Genomic DNA, 19,346 nt, shown 5'->3' with positions numbered 1-19,346 from the left:
CAGGTTAGGTGCACATTTAATCAATCATAACCCATCGATCGCTTTTACGCAATAGAATTCGATCACTACATCTGCAAGCTACGCATATACCTGCGATGCCGCATCAGCATCATGACTGCAATGATGCACAAGTTAGTCCCGGTCAGGATCATGACCAGCGCCCACGGCACAACCTCAATATTTGGAATTAACAACCCCTCGCCGTCCCACCTCCAACTCCACAGACCCATAGAAAGCAATGCCGCGACTATGATTAGGAACATCGCATCCAATACGGTACACACGATCGCAACGAACGTGGGTAGAGACGCCGTTTGAATTTGCCCTCCAGTGAACTTCGCTACTACCAGGCCGGAGAGGACTGCCGGCAGCCCGAAAAGCACCGTGTTCCAAATCGGCTTCATTTGCCCTTCGGCCGGAAACACCGCGTCGAATCCGAAGCCTACGAACCACGCAAGACCGGTTAGATAAATAGCCAGCAGGATCGCCCACAGCAAATTACCCGGTGGAACCTCTCTGAATTCGAATTTCGCCGTCGGAACTATATTGCGCGAATCTTTGGCATCTGATCGGGACCGCAGCACTAGATCACCGACCCCCCTGCAATAAACGTGCGCAAATCCAGAACCAGTGCGAGATGCCCGCAAGACGGGATTCGCTTCCCCGCGGGCGGAGTGTGTTACGTCCCGACGGGCGACGGCCCAACCAGTTGCAGGGTGGGCCGCTGTGGAACCAGTTGCCGGGTGAGCCGGTGTGGAACCGAAATGGTCGATTGAAGCAGCCTCAATCCCTATAGTGATGTCATACAGATACATGCCCTCAGGGGTCGCGAAGTCGAGATGATAACTTGCTGCACGAAGCGACAAGGGCATTGTGATCGCGAAGCTCCTAGGGACTAGGCCAAACCCCACTCGCAGTCGCTCATACCAGCTTTGCGCGGCTGCCTCAAGATGTCTGCGAAAGGATACTTCTAAGCGCAGGCTTAGATTATCTGCGCTTTCTTTCGTACTCGAATCAGGTCGGCACCATAGTATGTTTAGGTTCGCCAATTCCTCGATCGCAATCAGGAGTTGCGAGGCAGCCGCAGAACTCGCGCCAAGACTCGACATCCGCCGGGCCTCAAAGTCCAATAGATTCTGCAGACTTGGATTGTTGTCGCCCAGTTCAAATTCTTTCCTGCGATTGTTCCAAATCAACGATTTTGCATCGGCCATTACCGGAGAGTCTGAACACACCGCGGACATTAGCGCAAGCCAGGTTGGGTCTCGCCATGGCTCTATTTCGAAGGGGGCTATTTCTTGCCGCCACGTTGTGAGTATTCCAGCCTGCAGAGAATTACTCTCAAATGCAGGAATCGTTGACACATCGTCACCGTCGACTTTTACATTTAAGGAGTCTAGCATGCTTCCCTTCGCGCACGCGGACGCGATTATCACGAAATCATGGCTAAGATTGGAAGGGATTTCCATGCTACTGATCACGGAATTCTCGTATACGATGCCGCTCTGATTAATGCTGTGTTGAATCCTCTGAATCAGAGAAGCTGACGAACAAAGAAATAATTTGCCGGACGAAATTCGGGAACTACTATTCTCTGATGTGCCGACCTCAATATGGCGCGCCGCGCGAATATGGGAATCAGCAACAATCGGAAGAGGGGGATAGGAAGCGTTATTTTCACCGTTTGCCATATGACTTTCAACGAATTTCATCGCGTGCTTGTGGGCAGCGATAAGTGCAGCGGCCAGCAGCGCGAGAATGAGCAGCCCGAATAGAGGCTTCGGATTCCAACCATCGGCGGATTCAGAACTGGCCCGAACAGCCGTTGGAATCACAAGGAAGACAAGAATAACTCCGATCGAAGAAACGGCTACGATCGAGAATCGGGACGTCCACCGAAGGATTCGTGAGGTTATTCTCTCACACCTGTCACTCCCGCCTTCACGAGGCAAGCGATCTAGGTGTAGATCCGACGGGTCGAAGCTGAATCGATCATGACTTCCGAGTCGGAGGGAAACCTCGGCGGATTCTTGCATTCGTGTCCTCCTAAGTGCAGACAAGGGTTGGCGGTGCATAGGCAACGCCCGGGACTGGGTCAAACCGATCAACCAAACAATTATCAGACGCCTGTCGGTGGTGGTGATCATTCAATCGAAGTACAGACAGATCTCTTTCCATAGTCTCCGGAAACAGATCTATGCCGATTCGTGCCATAACTCCGCCATCGTTGTTCGGCCGTCGCGGGTGGGATGGCGGATTTGTCCTGCGTGTTGGGCAACGGCCACATCGAGGTTCGATATCTCGGCAAAATTGATGGACCACGACTCCTTCCCGGCGGCCTGCCGACATCGACAGGCTCCGACAACGTGCGCGTGTCCGCCGCGCCCGAGTCAGCGGAGACGTTCGTCGAGTCGTGGCCCACGGATCGAAGATCGGGGCGCTCGACCCGAGTGACATTCACGATCGATTCCAAGTCCCCGGATCGTGCAAAACTGCAGACCTGCTGAAGGCTGAAGGTTGAGGATGGGGCTTCCGAACGCTCTTGAGCTGGGCGGCGCATGATCGCGATTGCGCATTAGGCCAAGGAATTTACCCGCACGCCAAAGTTAAGCGGGTGCGCACCGCCCCAATTTCTCCCTACTCATTCAGGCTCGACGTTGGCAAAGTACCCTGAGTGGCCATCCACGCAATGGGAGACATCGTGGTCGACAATGTTCGGATACGACGTTCCGAATCCGGCTAACCCGGCCGCAACACTTCCGCCTTGGGCAACTGCGTACCCGTAGCGAAGCACCCAGTCCCGCTCCGAGAAATAGTTGTGGACCTTGTTCGAGACTGCGCTATTCAACGTCCGCCAGTCACCCTTGCGTCCGATTGCCGCACCAACGACGTGAATCGTGTCGATACGGGGTGCACCCTTCTGCGTCGCAAGTGTCCGTGCTGCGGTGATCATGACGCGGGCGCCCAGGCTGTGTCCTACGAGGTGGTAACTCGGAATCTCGGTTCTCGTGAGAATGCCTGCGAGCGCAACGCCTGTGCGGTCAGCACGAACCATGGCTGTGTGCCACGGGTTCTTTGCCATGTCCGCTGCGATCATTACCGGTGCGACCGGGCCAAGCTTTACGGCGGCCCTCTTGCTCGCCTTTGCAGCCATCCGAGCCGCAGCGACGGCCCCGTGCCTGACACCCATGCCTTTGAAGATCAGGGCACCCAGAGCAGCAAGCTCCTTGCTTCCCCAGTTGAGCTTGTAGATCGGCGCGTCGGGATAACGTCGGTCGACGAATTCCACTGCGGCGCGCCAGTCCGCACTTGATTCGTTCAGGAATCCACGGGTGACGATAACCGGGGTACCTACGCCGTCACGGAATTTTTCGATATCGAAAGATTTGTCTTCTCTGACATAGGCGTTGGTGATACCGGCACCAAGGGCTCCACCGAGCGCAGCACCTACTGCCGCGACCACGTACGCGCCACCCGCCATACCGAGTCCACCCGCCGCAACCGCACCACCGCCCAGGAATGCGAGACCAACGTTTGCTGCTACCGCACCGCCGTAGCCCATCATCGCACCGATGGCACCGCCGACAGCCGGCGCCGCGGCGATGCCACCGGGGACTGCCATACCCGCGGCTAGTATCCCTGCAGCCGCAAGCTTCGTGGCCCGGCTCAAGTTTGGCTTGTCGTACTTCAGAAGTTTCTCGTAATCTTCCGGCCCTTCTACTGTGTCCGTTGCACGTTCAAAACTTGGAATGTCGTGCCGGTGCTCGGCGCAATACCGTGGGATGCGGAATGAACCGGTTCCGCGCGTGGCCATGTGGTCGCATTGCGGAGCAGCGCATCCCACTGTGGCTGCCCCGCACGATGCGCAGACATGCGCTCGGACACCGGAGCGCTTGCCCCTCACCTTCCGGTGTTCCGTTCGTATGAAGCATCCGGAACACCAGGCCGTTGCGGACTCGTCCGTGAGGTCATCGAGGAGGTCCGCAATCCCGCCTGCCACCGCCGCGTGCTCGTCGGCCTGCTTCCGATGACTCTTCCGCTGGTCATCCTCAACTGCGGCCCTGTATTCGAGCTCATGCTTCGCGTATGCCCAGGCGTTGTGCACCAAGGCCTTGTTCGCGACCATCCTCTCGTCACCGGTCGCAATCGGTTCGATAGTGGCGAGGTCGCCGGTCAGCACCAGCAGACGACCGGCCAGGGAGCGAACCGCACAGGTCGTCGTTCCATCCGGGAACGTCGTGATCTTCAAGGAGTTGGTTGCCATTTATTCGCCTTTACTCACTCGTGGTGCACGAACCTTAGGCGGCATTGCCGACAAGCGTGACTGCCACTACGCGCTGTGCCTACTCGGAAGCGTTGCGGGATACTCGTAGTCACACCCGATGTCATCCAAAACCGGCGCCCCGCGCATATCGCGGAACCACGACACACACGCATCGGCGGCCAGTCCGACGTTCACGGTGAACATGTAACCGTCCGTGCAGTCGTCGAAATGGTCGTCGAAGAACCATTGGTCCAGCTCGAGTTCTTCCACCGAGTGGTAGTCGAAACGCAACCTGTCCAGCATGGTTCGTGAGCGTCGCACCATCAGCACTCCGCTGGAAAGTACGTGTACCTGCGCGCACACGACCTCGTCGCGATCGTCGCCGCTTTCGTTTTCTTCGTCGTCGTAGACGAGGTATGTATTCGGCCCCAGGTCGATAATCAAACCGGTGGGCTGATCGGTGAACGAGGTCACCAGCCAGTCGCCCATCCCTTCCCAAGTAGCGATCTCGGGGGTGGCGGCATCGTCGGTCATCCGGACAACCCGGCAGCATGGATCGCAATGCATAGGGCGCGCTTCATGTCTGAACTACTCCATCCGACGAGGGGTACAACCCGTCATCGAGTGAGCACACGTTTTCGTTACAGACCATTTGTTCTGGTTTCCGCGGTGTGAGGGCGAGATGCGATGCCGTCCGTCACCGCGACGCGGACATCGGCCGTCAGTGGCTGTCACTACTCGGCACTTCGTCCGTGCCCCCGGTACTTCGATCTCTTCGGCTAACGCTTCCCACTCGAATGGCGTAGCGGTCTCCGAGTCACAATTACTGCGACCTCTCGACAGTCAACGAACGCCGTTGATTAACTCCGGTGGTGCCGAACCTGGATTGGGGGCTGCAGCATCCGCGCAATCCGGCGTGATTCCACGCCGCCCCAGTTCGCCCCAGAGTCCCGCCATCGCCACGGCCGGGTCGAGGTAATACTCCGACTCCCGAACCCTCCAAAACTTCCAACCACTCCGATACAGCTCCCGCTCCCGCTCCAGATCAGCGCGCTGCCGGTCGGGAATCGTATGCCACCGCTCGTCGTCGCACCCAACCGCCAGCTTTCCTGCTGCACCGGTCACCACCAGATCGATGAAGTGGCCGTTCACCTCGACCCGCGGGTTCACGTGATATCCGCGGGCGACGATATCGAGGAACACTTCCTGCTGGAAGAGACTGTCGAACGCCTCGTGTCGTTCGTCGCGCGTCACACCGTCCGGCATGGGTGCGGCGGGCATCGTCGACGTCGACTGCATGTGGGAGAGCAGCGAATACCGCAGGTCGGTGCGTCGCAGCGTGTCGAGCGTCCGCGAATGGAACAACCACAGCTGATCCTGAGCACGCGACGCCGCAACGTTGAACCGTCGCTGGTATTCGGTGCGTGTCATGGCGGCGATGTTCTGGTCGGGCGCCACGACCATCGACAGGAACACCACGCTTCGTTCGTCGCCCTGGAAATCGGGGGGCGTGCCGACGCGCAACCTGCGTTCCTCCCACTGGGCCGGGGTGAGACGGTCCAGCAGTTCGTTCTGGATGACGTCGACCTGCGACTGTCCCTGCAGAACGACCACGCCGAATGTCTTGCCGTCGTAGGCAGGGTCCTGGACGCACTGCACGAGGGTGTCGACGAGGGCATGGGCCTCGGCGTGGTTCGCCAACGTGGAGTTCTGTCCCGTGACGGCGCCACTCTCGACGTACGTGGTGCGCAGTGGCGGTAGACGGTCGGACCCGTACTGCCGCAGGGGAACCAGCGGGTCGTCCGCGTAGAACTGCTCGCTGGACCACGCGATGATTTCCGGCATCGACCGGAAGTGTTCCCGCAGCCGGATGATGCTTCCGAACCGCGACCGCAGCAAGGAGAACAGACTCGAACGCGGAGTGAAGCTGTCGCGCAGGTAATTCGGGATGTCGGGCAGGTACGAGTCGAGACGGGTGAAGACGCCGTCGAGTGCACCCAGCGACACCGCACTCGGTGCACACTGCTTGTCGTCGCCGACGACGATCACACGCGGCGCCAGCCACAGCAGGAATAGACTGCTGATGTCGACCTGACTCGATTCGTCGACGATGACGACGTCGAACGAATTCTGTTCGGGTGGAACCGAAGCCAGTACCTGCTGCAACGGCATCACCCACGCCGGCACCGCTCCCTGCGCGACCTGCATGGCCTCGCGCGCCGCCGCCCGGTAGCGCTCCGCATACCGCCCGGTTCCTTTACCGATACTCGCGACATGGTCGCGGTACGAATGGAGCGCCTGGACCTGTTCGGCAGTCGTGCGGGCGAGACACGCACTCCACGCCTTCTCCTCGACGAGCTGCGTCGTGAGACGCGTGATGTCCTTCTCGACTGTGTCGAGTTCACGTTCGAACTGCCCGTCGTCGCTACGTTCGTGGAAGCGCCGCACCCAGTCGTCTGCGCGTCGCCACGCCCACGCATCCTCGATGTGGGCGAGACGAACCGGCCATGCCAAGCTCAACGGGTTGTCTCCGAGCGTATGCGCGAGTGCCGGTGCGGCGGTCGACAAACGCGCCTGTAGGGCTACGAGTTCCAGCTCTTCGCGTTGTTCACCGACCGCGCGATCCCACGCGTCGAGCGCCGCATTGATCGCGTCGAAGTCCGCTTCGTGGAAAGCTCTAGCGAGCGCGCGTCCTTCGGGCGACGCTCCGCCTGCAGTCTGGCCCCGCACATACATTCCGATGGATTCGAGCCAGTTCTTGCTTGCTTCCGCAGTGCCCGTCGCGGCGATGGCCCGTGCCGACTCCGCGATGGACCGCGCCTGTTCGACGCTCGCGATCCGCGGCGCACCGGGATGGACATCGCGAAGCGCCGATTCGACGTCTCGAACCCGTGCCACGAGACTGTCGATGATGACGCGGTCGCGGTCGATGAAGGCGAGGGTGCCGACAGCACGGCTGCGCGACTCGTCGAGCTCGATGTCGATGCCCAGGTCGCGCAGGACGACCCCCGCCACCCGGATCGCCTCGAGCACACGGAGATGTTCGGCGACGATGCGCACCGTGTGGGCGGTGGTAGCCGCGACGCCGTCGACGGTCGCCGGCTCACCGAGCGCCTCGACCGCAGATTGTTCGTCGCTTCTCAGGAACCGAGCGAAACCACTACGCCACGTCTCCCCGGCCTCCAGCTTGCGGGCGAGTGCGTCGTACGCCTCGAAGGCGAGCGGTCCCGATACCGGCACCTGGACCGAGCTGGCACCGACGATCCGGTCGGCGTCCTGCGCGGCCTGCACGAGTCCTGCGAGCTCGGCGGTCTTTCCCCACAGATGCTGAGCCTTCCCCGACAGGACGTCGTCGGCGACGCGACGAATTCGAGCGTCGAGGCGATCTGCATCCTTCAGAGCGCCCTGCAACTGCTCGCACCGCTCGCGGATGTGGGCGAGTGCCTCGAGGGATGCCCCCTCGAGTATCCGCAGCAATCCCTGCATCTCGTCGTTCGCGGTGCCGCTCGATGCCTGTGAGACGGCCGCGCACGCGTACTGGAGTTCCCTCTGGGTGGGGAGGGACAGCTCCGGGAAGCGCTGGTGCCGGCGTCGCGCACGCTCGACGCTCGACCGCTGATGGAGCGCATGGAGGGTGACGAGCTCGTCGACCGTCAGCGGCGGGGTGTCGGTGAGGAGAGGTGCGGGCAGCCACTCGTATTTGGGTCGTTGTGCGCGGACCCGCCGGACGATCGAGGCAACCGTCCCCTCGTAGCCGGCAGCGACCTCGGCATGGACCGATGCTTCCTCGGCTCGCGCCTGCCGGATCTGTTCCATCAGCGTCGCTCGACGGCCGAGTGCATCGTTCCGTTGCGTGGTGAGTTCGTCGATGCGTTCCTGTGCGCGCCGCGCGTTGAATTGCGCTTTGCGGATGGCGATTTCACTGACGCTGCGGGTGAGTTCCACAGACCCTCCGTCGACCGGGTCGGTCACCGCCACACACAGGTCCTGAAGCTCGTCCGGAAGCTTGTCCCGGAGTACACGCAGCGCCTGCGCCTTCTCACTGGTGACCAGCACGCGCTGGCCACGCGCCAGCAGCGCGGACACGATGTTGGCGATGGTGTGGGTCTTGCCCGTACCCGGTGGGCCTTCGATCACCACGCCGCTGTCGCCGGCGAGCCGGTCGAGGATCTCGCGTTGTTCTTCGTTCGCGGGTAGTGGAAGCAGCGGATCCCCGGTGAAGAGGGACGACGGCGTGCCGATGCGATCGAGCCATGCGACACGGTCTGCCGGCTCGATGGCTTCGACGAGCTGCGCCAGACCGAGCGGTACCGGGTTCGCTTCGTCGGCGGCGGCCTCGGTCATGCGGTTGTAGTACTCGATGAGTGCGTGGGCACCGCGCTTGCGCAGGACGAGTGCGGGCGACGGGGTGACGAATGCGTCGGGCGACGATGCTTCTTCCGCACGTTCGGCGACCTCGACGCGCAGGGTGAGCGCACGCTCGGCCCAGCTCTTCAAGAACGCCCGGGCGGCGGGATCGAGGGGCGATGCGACCTGAGTGACAAGGGAGTCGTGCAGTTCGCGGACACTCGACGAGTCGAACACCTCCAGCCCGGTGAGGATCTGGACGTCTTCCAACGACGGGCCGGCGCCGGGATCGAGCCGGACCACCAGGTCGCCGGAGTCGCCGTGTCGCTCGATGAGAGCGGACTGCGTGATCAGGTGCGTGCGAACCCGCGCGCCCGCAACCCGCTCGGACAGATGCAGCAAACCCGACGCGACGACGAGTTCCAGCGATTCAGGTTGGTCTTCGAGGTCGAGCATCGTTCGCTGCAGGAACGTGTACAGATGCGATGCGGCTCGTCGTTCACGGTCGGCGGCCGCCCATGTCCGCCAGTCCGTGAGCCAGGCGTCGAAGCCTGCCGCGGTGTCGGGGGCCGTCGGGTCGAGTGCGGGTTCGATGTCGGAGTCGCCGATGTCTCCGCGAATGTACGTCGCAAACTCACCGGAAGGGCGTGGCGGGTCTTCGAGCTGAGCACGACGTGCGCGCAGGAACACCTCACCCGATGCGGCGTGAGCTTTCAGACCGGCCCTGATGTTTCCCTCCTCGAGGGACATCACGGCACGGTGTTTGTCGACGATGCGAACCGGTGCGCTGCGGGCTTTGACGAGCTCTGCCATGAAGGCAAGCAGGCGTTGCACGCGGTCCCTCAGTTCGGGATCGTTGTCCCTCGACGCGACGTCCACTCCACACCCTGCTTCCACCCGCCGACGGCAACGGACCCCACCACCTTAGAAACCGTCTCCAACGGGTCCGCGTCGGGTCCCATGTCGGTGTGCATCAGCGAATTCACAACGGCGTGTTTCGGCTCGACCGTACGTGCAGATATCGGCACAATTCGGGGTGCCGCAGGGAATGACCGCTACACCCATACCCCCTTCTGCGCCAGCACCCACCGCACGGGATCCATGCACCGGAACGGCGAGATGCCGTTGTGATGCAGCCGGTCCCCCACCGGCGACTCGCCCAGCGCCGACACCGCGAAGAACCGGCTGTTCAGCACCACGCCGGTGTGCGGTTGATCCACCGCCATCACCATCATCTTCGCCTCGAGTTTGTCGAGCAGACTCCGCACTTCCTCGTGCACGAGACGGCCGTCCATCTCGTTGTACGGTGCGTATTGCAGGCTGGGGTCGCGGGAGAATCCGGCACCGCGGTGCGACATCATCTCGCTCCAGTCGCTGCCGTCGACGTGCTGGAGGGACTGCAGGGCATCGAATTTGGAGAGGACCACGGCGAGGTTCGGGGTCGCGTCACCGATGATGGTCAGTACGGTCCGCAATACCGAGCGCGGGTCGCCGCCCACCCGTTCCTGAACGGGGACGAGGTCGTGGAGTTGCTGCCGCACGGATTCGACTTTGAGCGGATCGAACATGAACACCACGCCGTCGGCGTGTGTGAAGAACCGCATGTGCTGGACGTGGACGTTGTTGGGGTTTTCGAGATCCTCCCCCGCGACGTCACGCAGAACCAGGAATTGCCGCACGCCGTTCCACACACCGAGCGAGAAGATCAGCGGCTCGCGCTGGTATTGGTTGCTGGTGTGGGCGGCGGGTGTGGATTCGAGGATGCCGCGCTCTTCGTAGAGCGGCTTCTCGTACAACTCCCGGTAGACCATTTCCGTTTCGGCGGTGGCAGGTTCCACGACGCAATTGAGGCGTTCACCCAGGAGTTGCAACGTCTTGACGAGAACGGCGACGTACACCGTCTTGCCGGTAGCGCGGGCACCGGCCATCGCAATGCAGGTGGCCTGCGCTCCGCGCCACGCGACCGGCAGGCGGTAATGGCATGTCGGGCACACTTCGACGGCGGGTCCGCCGACCTTCTCCTCCACCACGGCCGCGTCGGGCGCCCACTGGTCACCGCCCGTCGCCGGTCGGTCGAGCGCGACGACCTTGCCGGAGCGAACAGGTGTGCCCTGATACGCGGTGGCGACCTCGTCGACGTCCACCTCGTCGGGTGCGGTCGGCAACCACGCGGTGCGGTCGGTGGGCAGGTTCGTGAAGCAGCGGGGGCACTTCGTCATCGCCGTGTTCCTTCCGATTCGCCGGCGACCGCCAGGCCGGCGACAAGTGATTTCACCGTCGCGAAAAGCTGATCCGGGTCGTCGAGTTTCTGTCTCCGGGTGCCGGACGGACTGCCGTCGACCACGGCCGCTCCTTCACCGGACAACACCACCGGGCGACGGCGGACCCCGGGAACACCGGTCGCCGCGTGATCGGCCGGGACCGCGTCGGTCACGGTGAAGACCAGCGTGGGAGTGGTGTACCCGGAACGGTCGACGGACGCCGACCGGAATCCGACGCCGAGGCCCGCCGAGTTCAGTGCGTGCTGCACTTGTCCCGCGACCTCGCGCAGGGCGTGAGCCGGCAACGGTGTGGCCGAGCGGCCGATCATGGTGACCCGCAGTTCTTCCCGGTTGCCGATGACGGATGCGACACCGGTGAGTAGATCGACCACCTCGCGCACGCTGCCGTCGTCGATGAGCGGCAGCATCGACATGGTGGTGTCGATGTCGACCTCTACGTCCACCCGTCGGCTTTCCGGCAATCGGTCCACGCCGAGCACCCCGCGCGCCGCTGATCGCGCACGAGCACCCAATTCGGTGAGCGGCACGTCCACGGCCGTCTTCCGGGCCGCCACCGTGAGACGCTCTCCGGCGGGAGTCACCGTGGCGAGTTCGACGTGGTGCAAGCCGGATACGTCGAGTGGTGTCAGTTCTGCACGATCGGGGTCGGCGGTGCGGCTGCTGTCCACACCGAGCGTGGCCTGCAGGACGGTGCCCTGGGGGAATGCCGTGCCCTCGGCATGGGGGCGCGCGACGATCACGATCTCCCCGCCTACATGCGGCAGCACCATGAATCCGGGGCGCGGATACAGAGCGCCGGGGGCGGGCTCACCGTCCGCGGTCATCACACGCACCGCCACCGGCAGGTCGAGCGCAGTCACGGTCACCGCCAGCGGCTGCCGCGGCAGTTCCACCAACCCCGCACCGTCGAGTACATATCCGGGCATCAGGCCTGTCCTTCCCATGTCGGCGACGCGCAACCCCGCAGTGTGGTCACCGTCGTCTCCGTTCGCGATCCCACGACATCTCGTCGTGGTCCAGCAGTCGTTCTTCGAGCCATCGCCCCACGAAGCCCGCGTAGATGTCGCAGGCATAGTCGACGTCGCGGTGACGGCGGTCGTGCAGCTCGGTGCGGATCGCGTCCATCAGCCCGCGTGCATCGCGAGGTCCGCGGTATCCGGGTGCGGTCAGGACGACCGACGCGACCGCGTCCAGCAACGCTGTCCGCGCAGACGGCGGACCGACCTCGAAGCGAGCGAGGAGGTCGCGGCGATCCAGCACCGAACGCACGTGGGGCGCGGACAGGGATGTGAAGACCGCGTTCACGATGACCCAGTAGACGTCGAGAGCACCGGAGCGGACGAGGTCGACGAGTGCGTCGACCACGTACTGCGCGTCGCGGTCCACTGCGTCGACGAGCGCGTCTTCGTGGTCGGGCGGAAGCTGCGGCACATCGCGCCCGAGAGGCGCACAGAACGCCACGAGGAAGATCGCCAGACGAGAACGCACGTCGTCGGGCAGGGTCGCGGCGTAGTTCTGGGCATAATCCTCGAGAACCGGACGCGCGTGCAGTTCGAGCGCGTTCCCCAGCGCGGTCGCGGAAATGCCGGTCCAGTGATCGCTCAGCCGGATCTGCGCCCACGACCCCGCAAGCTCGTCGTGCTGAGGATCCGGAACCCACCGCCCACTGATGTCACCGACCTGAACACGCCGAAGATAATGCGCGAGCGCCTCCACGTCGGTGTTCCACGGTTCGGTGACCACGGCGTCCTGAAGGAAGCGCGGGGCCACGACGTGCGGAAAGGTCCCGCACACCTGGTTCCACTGCATCGCTGACCACCCGGCGCGCTCGACGAGCGCGGCGACGTCGCTCCCCGGCCATCCGCCCTCGTAGAGTTCCGAGAAGGCTCGCCACAAGGCGACGGAGGCGACATCACGACGAAGCAGATCACCTTCCCCGGTGTGGATATGAGCGGCGCCGGCTTCGGCGACGAGAATGTTCGCCGCGTCGAGGACCAGCGAGGGATCGGTGCGAATGTCCTCGAAAGTGGGGATCGCCACCGGTGTCCCGGTGAGCCAGGCGATGACCCGATGCGAAAGCCGAGTGCCCAGCGGCCGGATCGCGAAAGCCGGATGCGTCACGACTGCGGTGTGGAGAAGTCGCACAAGCGCGGGCGACCGGGCAGGGCCGACCTCCGCAACGAAATCACTGCCGGACTGTTCGTCGAACAGCACGGGTACTACGGCGAGTTCGAGGACTTCATGGGCGATCTCGAGGCCGGCATCACCCAGCAGATCCGCGCGAACCAGCGCGTCCAGAGTCGCGTACGCCTCGACGGCCGTCTCACGCCGGCGGTGGCCGGACCGTGCGCGCTGACGCAGGTCGGCGAGCATCCGAGCCGCTTTGCCCATCAGATCCTCTGTGCGCGGACAGTATTCGAGCAGTTCGAGACGGGCGCGGTCGCCGCCGCGCAGCGAGGCCGGGTCCTCCAGGACCCGGTACCCGAAGACCGCGCCGGCAATCCGCCACACGGCCGGTGCGAGGGTGTCGTCCGCACGCCACCGCGCCAGCACGTCCGCGGCCTGTTCGAGGGTGTCCCCGAGCAGTCCGTGAACGATGCCGTCGACAAGGTGGGAGAAGTCGGTGGAGTCGACCCCGTCGGGGGTGTGTTCGAGCAGCACGGAGGTCGCTTCGTCGAGGGCATCGTGCAGATCCGGATCGCTTACCACCGCCATTGCCAACGGCCACATCGCGTTCAGGGCGCGGTCTCCGACGCTCGCGGCGATCTCGTCCTGCCGAGCCAATGCATTCGCCGCGATCGCGCGGTCGATGAGTGCGGTCTGCGCGAGGAGCGACCACGGTGTGACGGGCACCGTGTCGCCGTTCGCCGTGAGGTGCGGTTCCCCGTCCAGTTCCCCCAGTTCCGGCGACTCGTCCTCACCGAAGACCACGCACCCCGGAACGTCGCCTGGGAGATCCTCGAGCGGCACGGTGACCAGATGCGCACCGCGGGCAACGCCGTCGTCGACGGAATACAACCGGTCGAACGTCGACCAGCCGAGCAACATGGCTGTGCCCGGTGACATGAAGTGCGATACGGCCCCGATCCACAACGCCGCGTCGTCCGGGGCGCGGCAGCCCAGAACGACGGGTGAGCCACCGTCGAGTGCCCGTGCGACGCCGTCGAGAAGCACGCTGAACACCCCGATCCTCCAGGTCTCGGAGTCCAGGAGGAAGTCGAGCACCGCTGTCCGGCAGGCGTGTTCGGCGGGACGCGGTGCCTCGTCCGAGAGGACGGTGGCAGCGACCTCGTCGGCGCCGTACGGCACGAGCCAGTCGCGCGACCGCCAGCGCTCGATCGGGCGGACCGAATCCGCGGCGTCACCACGGTCGAGCAGGCAATGGGCGAAGACGTTTCCGGGTCGCCCGGAGGCGTCGGCACCGGCTGGGGCGGTGTGCCAGTAGAGCCCGTGGCCGTTCTCCCCCGGCACGTACATCAATCGGCGCGGGCGGTCTCGGACTTCCTCGGGTGTCGGGAAACGCGGAAACGACTGTGGTGACTCGAACCGGGTCACCACGCCGACGCGCAGCGCCTCCTGCTCCTCGGGATCGAGACCACCCGTGGACTCCTTGACCTGCCAGCCACCACCCGAGGATTCGCCCGGCCGGTCGAACGAGGTGTAGGTGAGCTGACCGAACCGCGGCAGTTCGGATTCGTCCTGGGCCACGGTCAGGACACCTGCTCCTCGAGCAGCGATGCTTCGATGAGGTCGAGGCGGATCTGCTCGACGGGCGGGTCGAGCAACGCAATGGTGCGCGCACGCTCGGGAGGCACGTCCGCGAACACTCGGACGTAGCCCTTCTTGTCGGTGACGTCGACGGTCCACGGCTGTGACCATTCACGTCGCAGCCCCTTCGGGTGGAAGCTGCGTGCTCCCGGTTTCGTGGCTCCGTCGCCGCGCACTTCGAGGGGCCGACCGTCGCGCGCACTCAAGGGAAGACGAGTCTCGTTGTGTACCACGACGAACGGCGGCGAACCCGGAAGGTCCATCTGGGAGGCGAGGCGAACCGCGAGCGAGGTTCTTCCGCCGCCGCGCCGCACCTCGGTCTTGTACTGGATGCGCAGGAGTCCGCTGTAGTCGACCGTGGTCGGGATCCCGACGATCCGCTCGCCGGCGGTGTAGGCGATCGCGACGACGTGGACCGCACACCCGGCTTCGGGAAGGGGGGTCGCGAGATGCAGCCCGCCGTCCCGGTCGTACTGGGAGCGTGAGATTTCGGTGACGGGGCGCTGTTCGATCGCATGCTCGGCGGGAACCTGTGTGGCGCTGAGGTACACGGACACCGACGCCGCACCGTCCGGCCACGGGAAGGTGATGACCTGCTCCGCGCAGCGCTCGATGATTCTGACATCGGTGAGTGCCGCCAGTGGCCTGGTCGCGATGACCGTGCGTCCCACCTGAACCTGGCCGTCCAGCACCGTGACCGGCGTGAAGTACGCCCGCACCCAGCCGCGCGGCCACGACACGTTCGTCATGCGGTGCACGCCGTCGTTCCCGGCCTCGACCGGATGGACGAGCCGCGCGGATTCGGGCAGGCCACCCGAGACGGCGAGCGCACCGGCCGACAGCAATGTTCGGTCGATGCCGGCGCGCGGGGCAGCTTCCGTCCTGTACATGACCACCGTGCCGATACCCGGCGGCGTCCAGCCGAGGTCGAAGTGCAGATCGTCGCTGCTGCCCGTGGTGGTGACATGCAGATCGGCGACCGGTTCGAGCACCGCAGAGACCGATACTTCGGCCTGCGCCGCCGGCGACAAACGGGTATGGCCGTCGACGTCGACCTCACAGATCGCCCGGTACAGGTACCGGTGGCCGCGCTGGGCGTCGCGGTCGACGAACCCTCCGAGATTGGGCTGGTCCCCGAGGATCCGGTGGCGCGGGTCGTTCGTCACCGGGGTGCACCCGTCGAGCGGAATGCGCAACACCCGAACCCGGGTGACCCCGGGCCATGCCCTCCATTGACCGATCACGGCACCGTCGTCCTCGATGACCAGGAAGTCGGCCACAGGACTGAGAACGTGTGTCTCGGCGATCAGGACCGGCTGGCGTTGTGCCGCATCCCGGTTGTCCGCACCGAGGTGCGCCCAGACCTGCAGGTGCCGCACGGCTGCGGCGGGTGGGGCGGTGTCCACGAGCACGGTGCCTCGGCTGACCCCCACGAGCCGTCCTGCCTCGGGCTTGTAGGCGCGGTGGGTCTCCCCCGCAACGGCTCTGTAGAGCACGATGTAGCCGGGCCTTTCGGCCGGCGGCTCCCATTCCAGACGGTGTCCGCCGCCCGGTTCCGCTGTGACGGTGATCGGCCCGATCGGGTGTTCGGACTCGCCGTGCAGGTACTCGCAGAAATCTTCCGTCTGCAGGTCGACGAGGAACTCGCTTCCGGGCAGTGGCTCGCCCGCCTCCACATCCGGGGTCGGCGAGGGTTCCGGCTCCCGCGCGTCGCTGCGGACTCGATCGTCGGCTGCGCCGGTCGCAGGAGTGGCCTCCAGTACCTCGACGAGACTGGCAACGAGTGCTTTGGCGTGGCGCGGAAGCATCGGTTCGATCTCCTCGACGGTGCGCCGATTGGACCGGATGATCTGCTGCAGGTTCGTATCCTTGATCAGCCCCGGCCGCAACCGGGCTGCGTCGATCTCGCGTTGCCGCCACTGCTGCAAAGCCTGGAAGAGGTCTTCCGACACGGTGTTGACTCGCTCTCAGAAGTTGATGCCGTCGACGACGGGGGCGACGAAGGACCCGGGCGTCGTGCGATCCGATCGTGCGTCGGCCGGCTGGGCGGGGTGCAACTCGATATCGGGTACGTGCGCGATGTCGATGCGCGCGGCACTGGTGTCCGCGCAGGCGGCGAGGTCTTCCGCGGCGATGCCCTCGGAATACTGCGTGGTGACCGCGACAAGTCCACACCCGACACGCACCGTGGTGGGCACCTCGCCCACCACCGCGGTCAAGCCCTTCATCGTGGCGGTGTCGCTGAACGCAGACCTGTCGAAGAAGCTGCCCGACGTGGGGCGACCGACTCCGGCGAGGAACTCGTCGACCCCGGCCCGCCGGACGGTCCCGTCGACTCGATGCTCGACGACGGCGACGAGTTCGCGAGAGAGCTCCGAGCGAGGCCCGGTCAGTTCACCGAGGGCTCGTTCCCACAGCAGCGCCGCGCCGGTGGACCGCACCCGGCCGTCGTGGAACCGCTGCGACCATTCGTCGAGCGGCGAGCCCGAACCGGCTCCGGCCTTGACCGCGAGCAGGCTCGGGTCACGGTCGATGTCCTGGGCCGCACCGCCGAGTGCCGCACCGGCGCCGCTGACCACCGTGTCCCAGGGGTCGGTCAGCCAGCCGACGGTGAACAGGTCCTGACGCAGTTCGTCGGCGACGCGCGCCACCTGCTCCGTGTCCGGGGTACCCGACCCGATTGCGCTGTGCCACGGAAGTCCCCACTCGATGCGCCGGTGCACCGTCAGGGTGTGCTCGGCCACGCCGAGCGGTTGTGCGAGGAAGGCGCCGAGTGCGCGGCTCCAGGAAAGGTACTGGCGGTAGGCGCCTGTCAGGTCGTCGATCTCCCGCAGTGCAGCACGGAGGTTGACGCGATCGGCTTCGACGGCCGCGGTCACCGCTTCGCGCCGCGCGAGCAGATCTTCGAGTTTCTGCTGGGCGCGTTGGCAGATCCATGCGACCATGCCGGCCCAGACGAGCACACACAACGCGATCGCCGGCCCGCCGTACCACCAGGAGATCACCTGTCGCCACGCCAGCACTCCGGAGAGAACGGCCAGGAGGACGAGCACGATCGTGGTGATGCGGACGCGCCAGAACATCGTGCGCTGGTGTTCGGCGCTTTCCTCGGCCGGATCCCTCAATTCCTCGGCGTTCTCGAGCCGCTTCAGGATTGCTTGTGCCTCGGAGACGTCGGCGGCGAGGCGGTTGGTCAGGATCGTGCCGAAGCCGACCGCGAAGCTGCGACGTCCCCGTGCCATCCATGCCTTCACTGCGGAACTCGTGCGGCGCGCGTCCAGTCCGATCACGGGATCCTGCTCGAGTCCGCGAAGCTGTTCACGGAACTCGTCGAGGCCCAGGATGTCCGGGGCTTCCACCGTGTGGGCGTGCAGGGTCGCCGAGACGACGCCGGGGATGTCGTCGAAGTCGTCGGCGGGGCCGGGCACGATGTCGGAGGCGGAACGTAGCACCGCGCGATGTGCACCCACCTGGACCGGCGGCAGCCCGGCAGATCGCTCTCTGGCGTCGGCGAGGGTGAGGGCAGCACGGGCATAGTCTCGCCACAGTGCCGAAAGGTCCGGTGCTGCACGATGAACCGCACCGGTGGCACTGTCGAGTGCGGCACCGATCTGGCGCGACGCGGACGCGTAGTCGGTCCACGCCACCTTTCGTCCGTCGGAGTCCACGCCGCCGACCACGACGCGGTACGCGCCGGGTGCAGCACCGTAGAGGGCTGTCTGCGTTGCCGACGCCACGGTCGACGACACACGGGTGATCAGCCGCGACGGCGCATTCAGGAGCACGGCGAGCAGGAATCGGCCGAACATTCTCAGCGCATCACCGAAGGTGATGACGCGCGCGGGCCGGGCTGTGGGCGTGGGGACGCGCCCACTCTGCAGCAGATGCCCGTGTTTGGCCCACAGTGCCCGAGCCATCTCGCTCGACGCGGCCGGTACGTCGTCGACGTAGACGACGGGAGTGCCGGCGTCGCGCGGAAGCGGCAACTGGCCACCGAAATCCAGGAGTTCGGCATGGAGTTGGTGTTCGGCATGCGAGGTGTCGAGACGACGGTAGAACGACCGGACCACTCGCAGCGAGTTGCCCGGCAGAACCGGCTCGTCGTCGAACGGTGCGTGATCGACGTCGGTCCACAGCCCCGCGACCCCGGCGACGACGGGCGCGGCGTGGCGGCCCACGTCGATCGCGTCGGTGCTGAGCACGAGTGATTCGTGACCCATGCCGGGTCCGCGCGAATCCTCGGGCGCGATCAGCAGGTTGTGCCAGCCTGCGAGGGCAGGCACGGCGGTACCCGATCGCTGGTCGCCCGGTCGCTGCAGCAGCAGCCGTATCCGTACCAGGCGTGCGCCGCCGGCATTGGAGGAGAGCAGTTCGGCGAACATGCGCTCTGACTTCGCGCGGACCGGCACGGATCCTGCGGCGGTGGGCACGAGCACGCACAACCGCACCAGATCGACGCGGCGGGACGCGAGCACGTCCTGCAGGGTCGCGGCGCGGTCGGTGCCGCGCACCGTTTCGACGGTCGGGATGCGAGTGCCGTCCAACGGGATCTGCGCGTCGTCGACCCACAGGAACGGCGCGACGAGGTCTGCCGCGGACAGGTCGCGCAACACGTCGCGGACGCCGTCGGCCACGCCGGCCGAGGCCAGGATGACGGTGAGCACATTCATTTCGGTCTCCGCCAT

General features: G+C 64.9%; 9 protein-coding genes. All 9 read right to left on the bottom strand.

The window, feature by feature from the left end; all coding sequences use genetic code 11:
- Nucleotides 1–65: 65 nt before the first annotated feature.
- On the bottom strand, nucleotides 66–1,835 hold the full coding sequence (locus TVH25_RS00200) for a hypothetical protein (RefSeq protein ID WP_422423057.1): 1,770 nt from the start codon (nucleotides 1,833–1,835) through the stop codon (nucleotides 66–68).
- Nucleotides 1,836–2,641: 806 nt separating this feature from the next.
- Nucleotides 2,642–4,264 carry a DUF726 domain-containing protein gene (locus TVH25_RS00195; RefSeq protein ID WP_422423055.1) on the bottom strand — a complete coding sequence of 541 codons (1,623 nt, stop codon included), beginning with the start codon at nucleotides 4,262–4,264 and terminating at the stop codon, nucleotides 2,642–2,644.
- Nucleotides 4,265–4,330: 66 nt separating this feature from the next.
- On the bottom strand, nucleotides 4,331–4,798 hold the full coding sequence (locus TVH25_RS00190; RefSeq protein ID WP_422423053.1) for a hypothetical protein: 468 nt from the start codon (nucleotides 4,796–4,798) through the stop codon (nucleotides 4,331–4,333).
- A gap of 309 nt (nucleotides 4,799–5,107) precedes the next feature.
- Nucleotides 5,108–9,424, bottom strand: coding sequence for an AAA domain-containing protein (locus TVH25_RS00185; RefSeq protein WP_422423092.1), 4,317 nt, complete (start codon nucleotides 9,422–9,424; stop codon nucleotides 5,108–5,110).
- A 242-nt stretch (nucleotides 9,425–9,666) separates the two neighbouring features.
- On the bottom strand, nucleotides 9,667–10,830 hold the full coding sequence (locus TVH25_RS00180; protein WP_422423052.1) for a TRAFAC clade GTPase domain-containing protein: 1,164 nt from the start codon (nucleotides 10,828–10,830) through the stop codon (nucleotides 9,667–9,669).
- On the bottom strand, nucleotides 10,827–11,819 hold the full coding sequence (locus TVH25_RS00175) for a hypothetical protein (protein ID WP_422423050.1): 993 nt from the start codon (nucleotides 11,817–11,819) through the stop codon (nucleotides 10,827–10,829). The genes TVH25_RS00180 and TVH25_RS00175 overlap by 4 nt, the downstream gene beginning before the upstream one ends.
- 46 nt (nucleotides 11,820–11,865) lie before the next feature.
- Nucleotides 11,866–14,601 carry a hypothetical protein gene (locus TVH25_RS00170; protein ID WP_422423048.1) on the bottom strand — a complete coding sequence of 912 codons (2,736 nt, stop codon included), beginning with the start codon at nucleotides 14,599–14,601 and terminating at the stop codon, nucleotides 11,866–11,868.
- 2 nt (nucleotides 14,602–14,603) lie between these two features.
- Nucleotides 14,604–16,613: a hypothetical protein gene (locus TVH25_RS00165; RefSeq protein ID WP_422423046.1), complete on the bottom strand. Its 2,010-nt coding sequence runs from the start codon at nucleotides 16,611–16,613 to the stop codon at nucleotides 14,604–14,606.
- Between the two features lie 15 nt (nucleotides 16,614–16,628).
- Nucleotides 16,629–19,346, bottom strand: a complete 2,718-nt coding sequence (locus TVH25_RS00160; protein ID WP_422423044.1) for a magnesium transporter — start codon at nucleotides 19,344–19,346, stop codon at nucleotides 16,629–16,631.

Origin of the sequence: Rhodococcus sp. 7Tela_A2 (assembly GCF_049311045.1) — a bacterium.
Taxonomy (GTDB): Bacteria; Actinomycetota; Actinomycetes; order Mycobacteriales; family Mycobacteriaceae; genus Rhodococcus.
The sequence above is the reverse complement of the archived record's forward strand: the minus strand, read 5'-3'. Positions and strand labels throughout refer to the sequence as shown.

Bases quoted from the DNA above. Each gene is read 5' to 3' on its own strand.
- TVH25_RS00195 (WP_422423055.1), bottom strand. From the start codon at position 4,264: ATGGCAACCAACTCCTTGAAGATCACGACGTTCCCGGATGGAACGACG.
- TVH25_RS00180 (WP_422423052.1), bottom strand. From the start codon at position 10,830: ATGACGAAGTGCCCCCGCTGCTTCACGAACCTGCCCACCGACCGCACC.
- TVH25_RS00185 (WP_422423092.1), bottom strand. From the start codon at position 9,424: ATGGCAGAGCTCGTCAAAGCCCGCAGCGCACCGGTTCGCATCGTCGAC.
- TVH25_RS00190 (WP_422423053.1), bottom strand. From the start codon at position 4,798: ATGACCGACGATGCCGCCACCCCCGAGATCGCTACTTGGGAAGGGATG.
- TVH25_RS00160 (WP_422423044.1), bottom strand. From the start codon at position 19,346: ATGGCGGAGACCGAAATGAATGTGCTCACCGTCATCCTGGCCTCGGCC.
- TVH25_RS00175 (WP_422423050.1), bottom strand. From the start codon at position 11,819: ATGCCCGGATATGTACTCGACGGTGCGGGGTTGGTGGAACTGCCGCGG.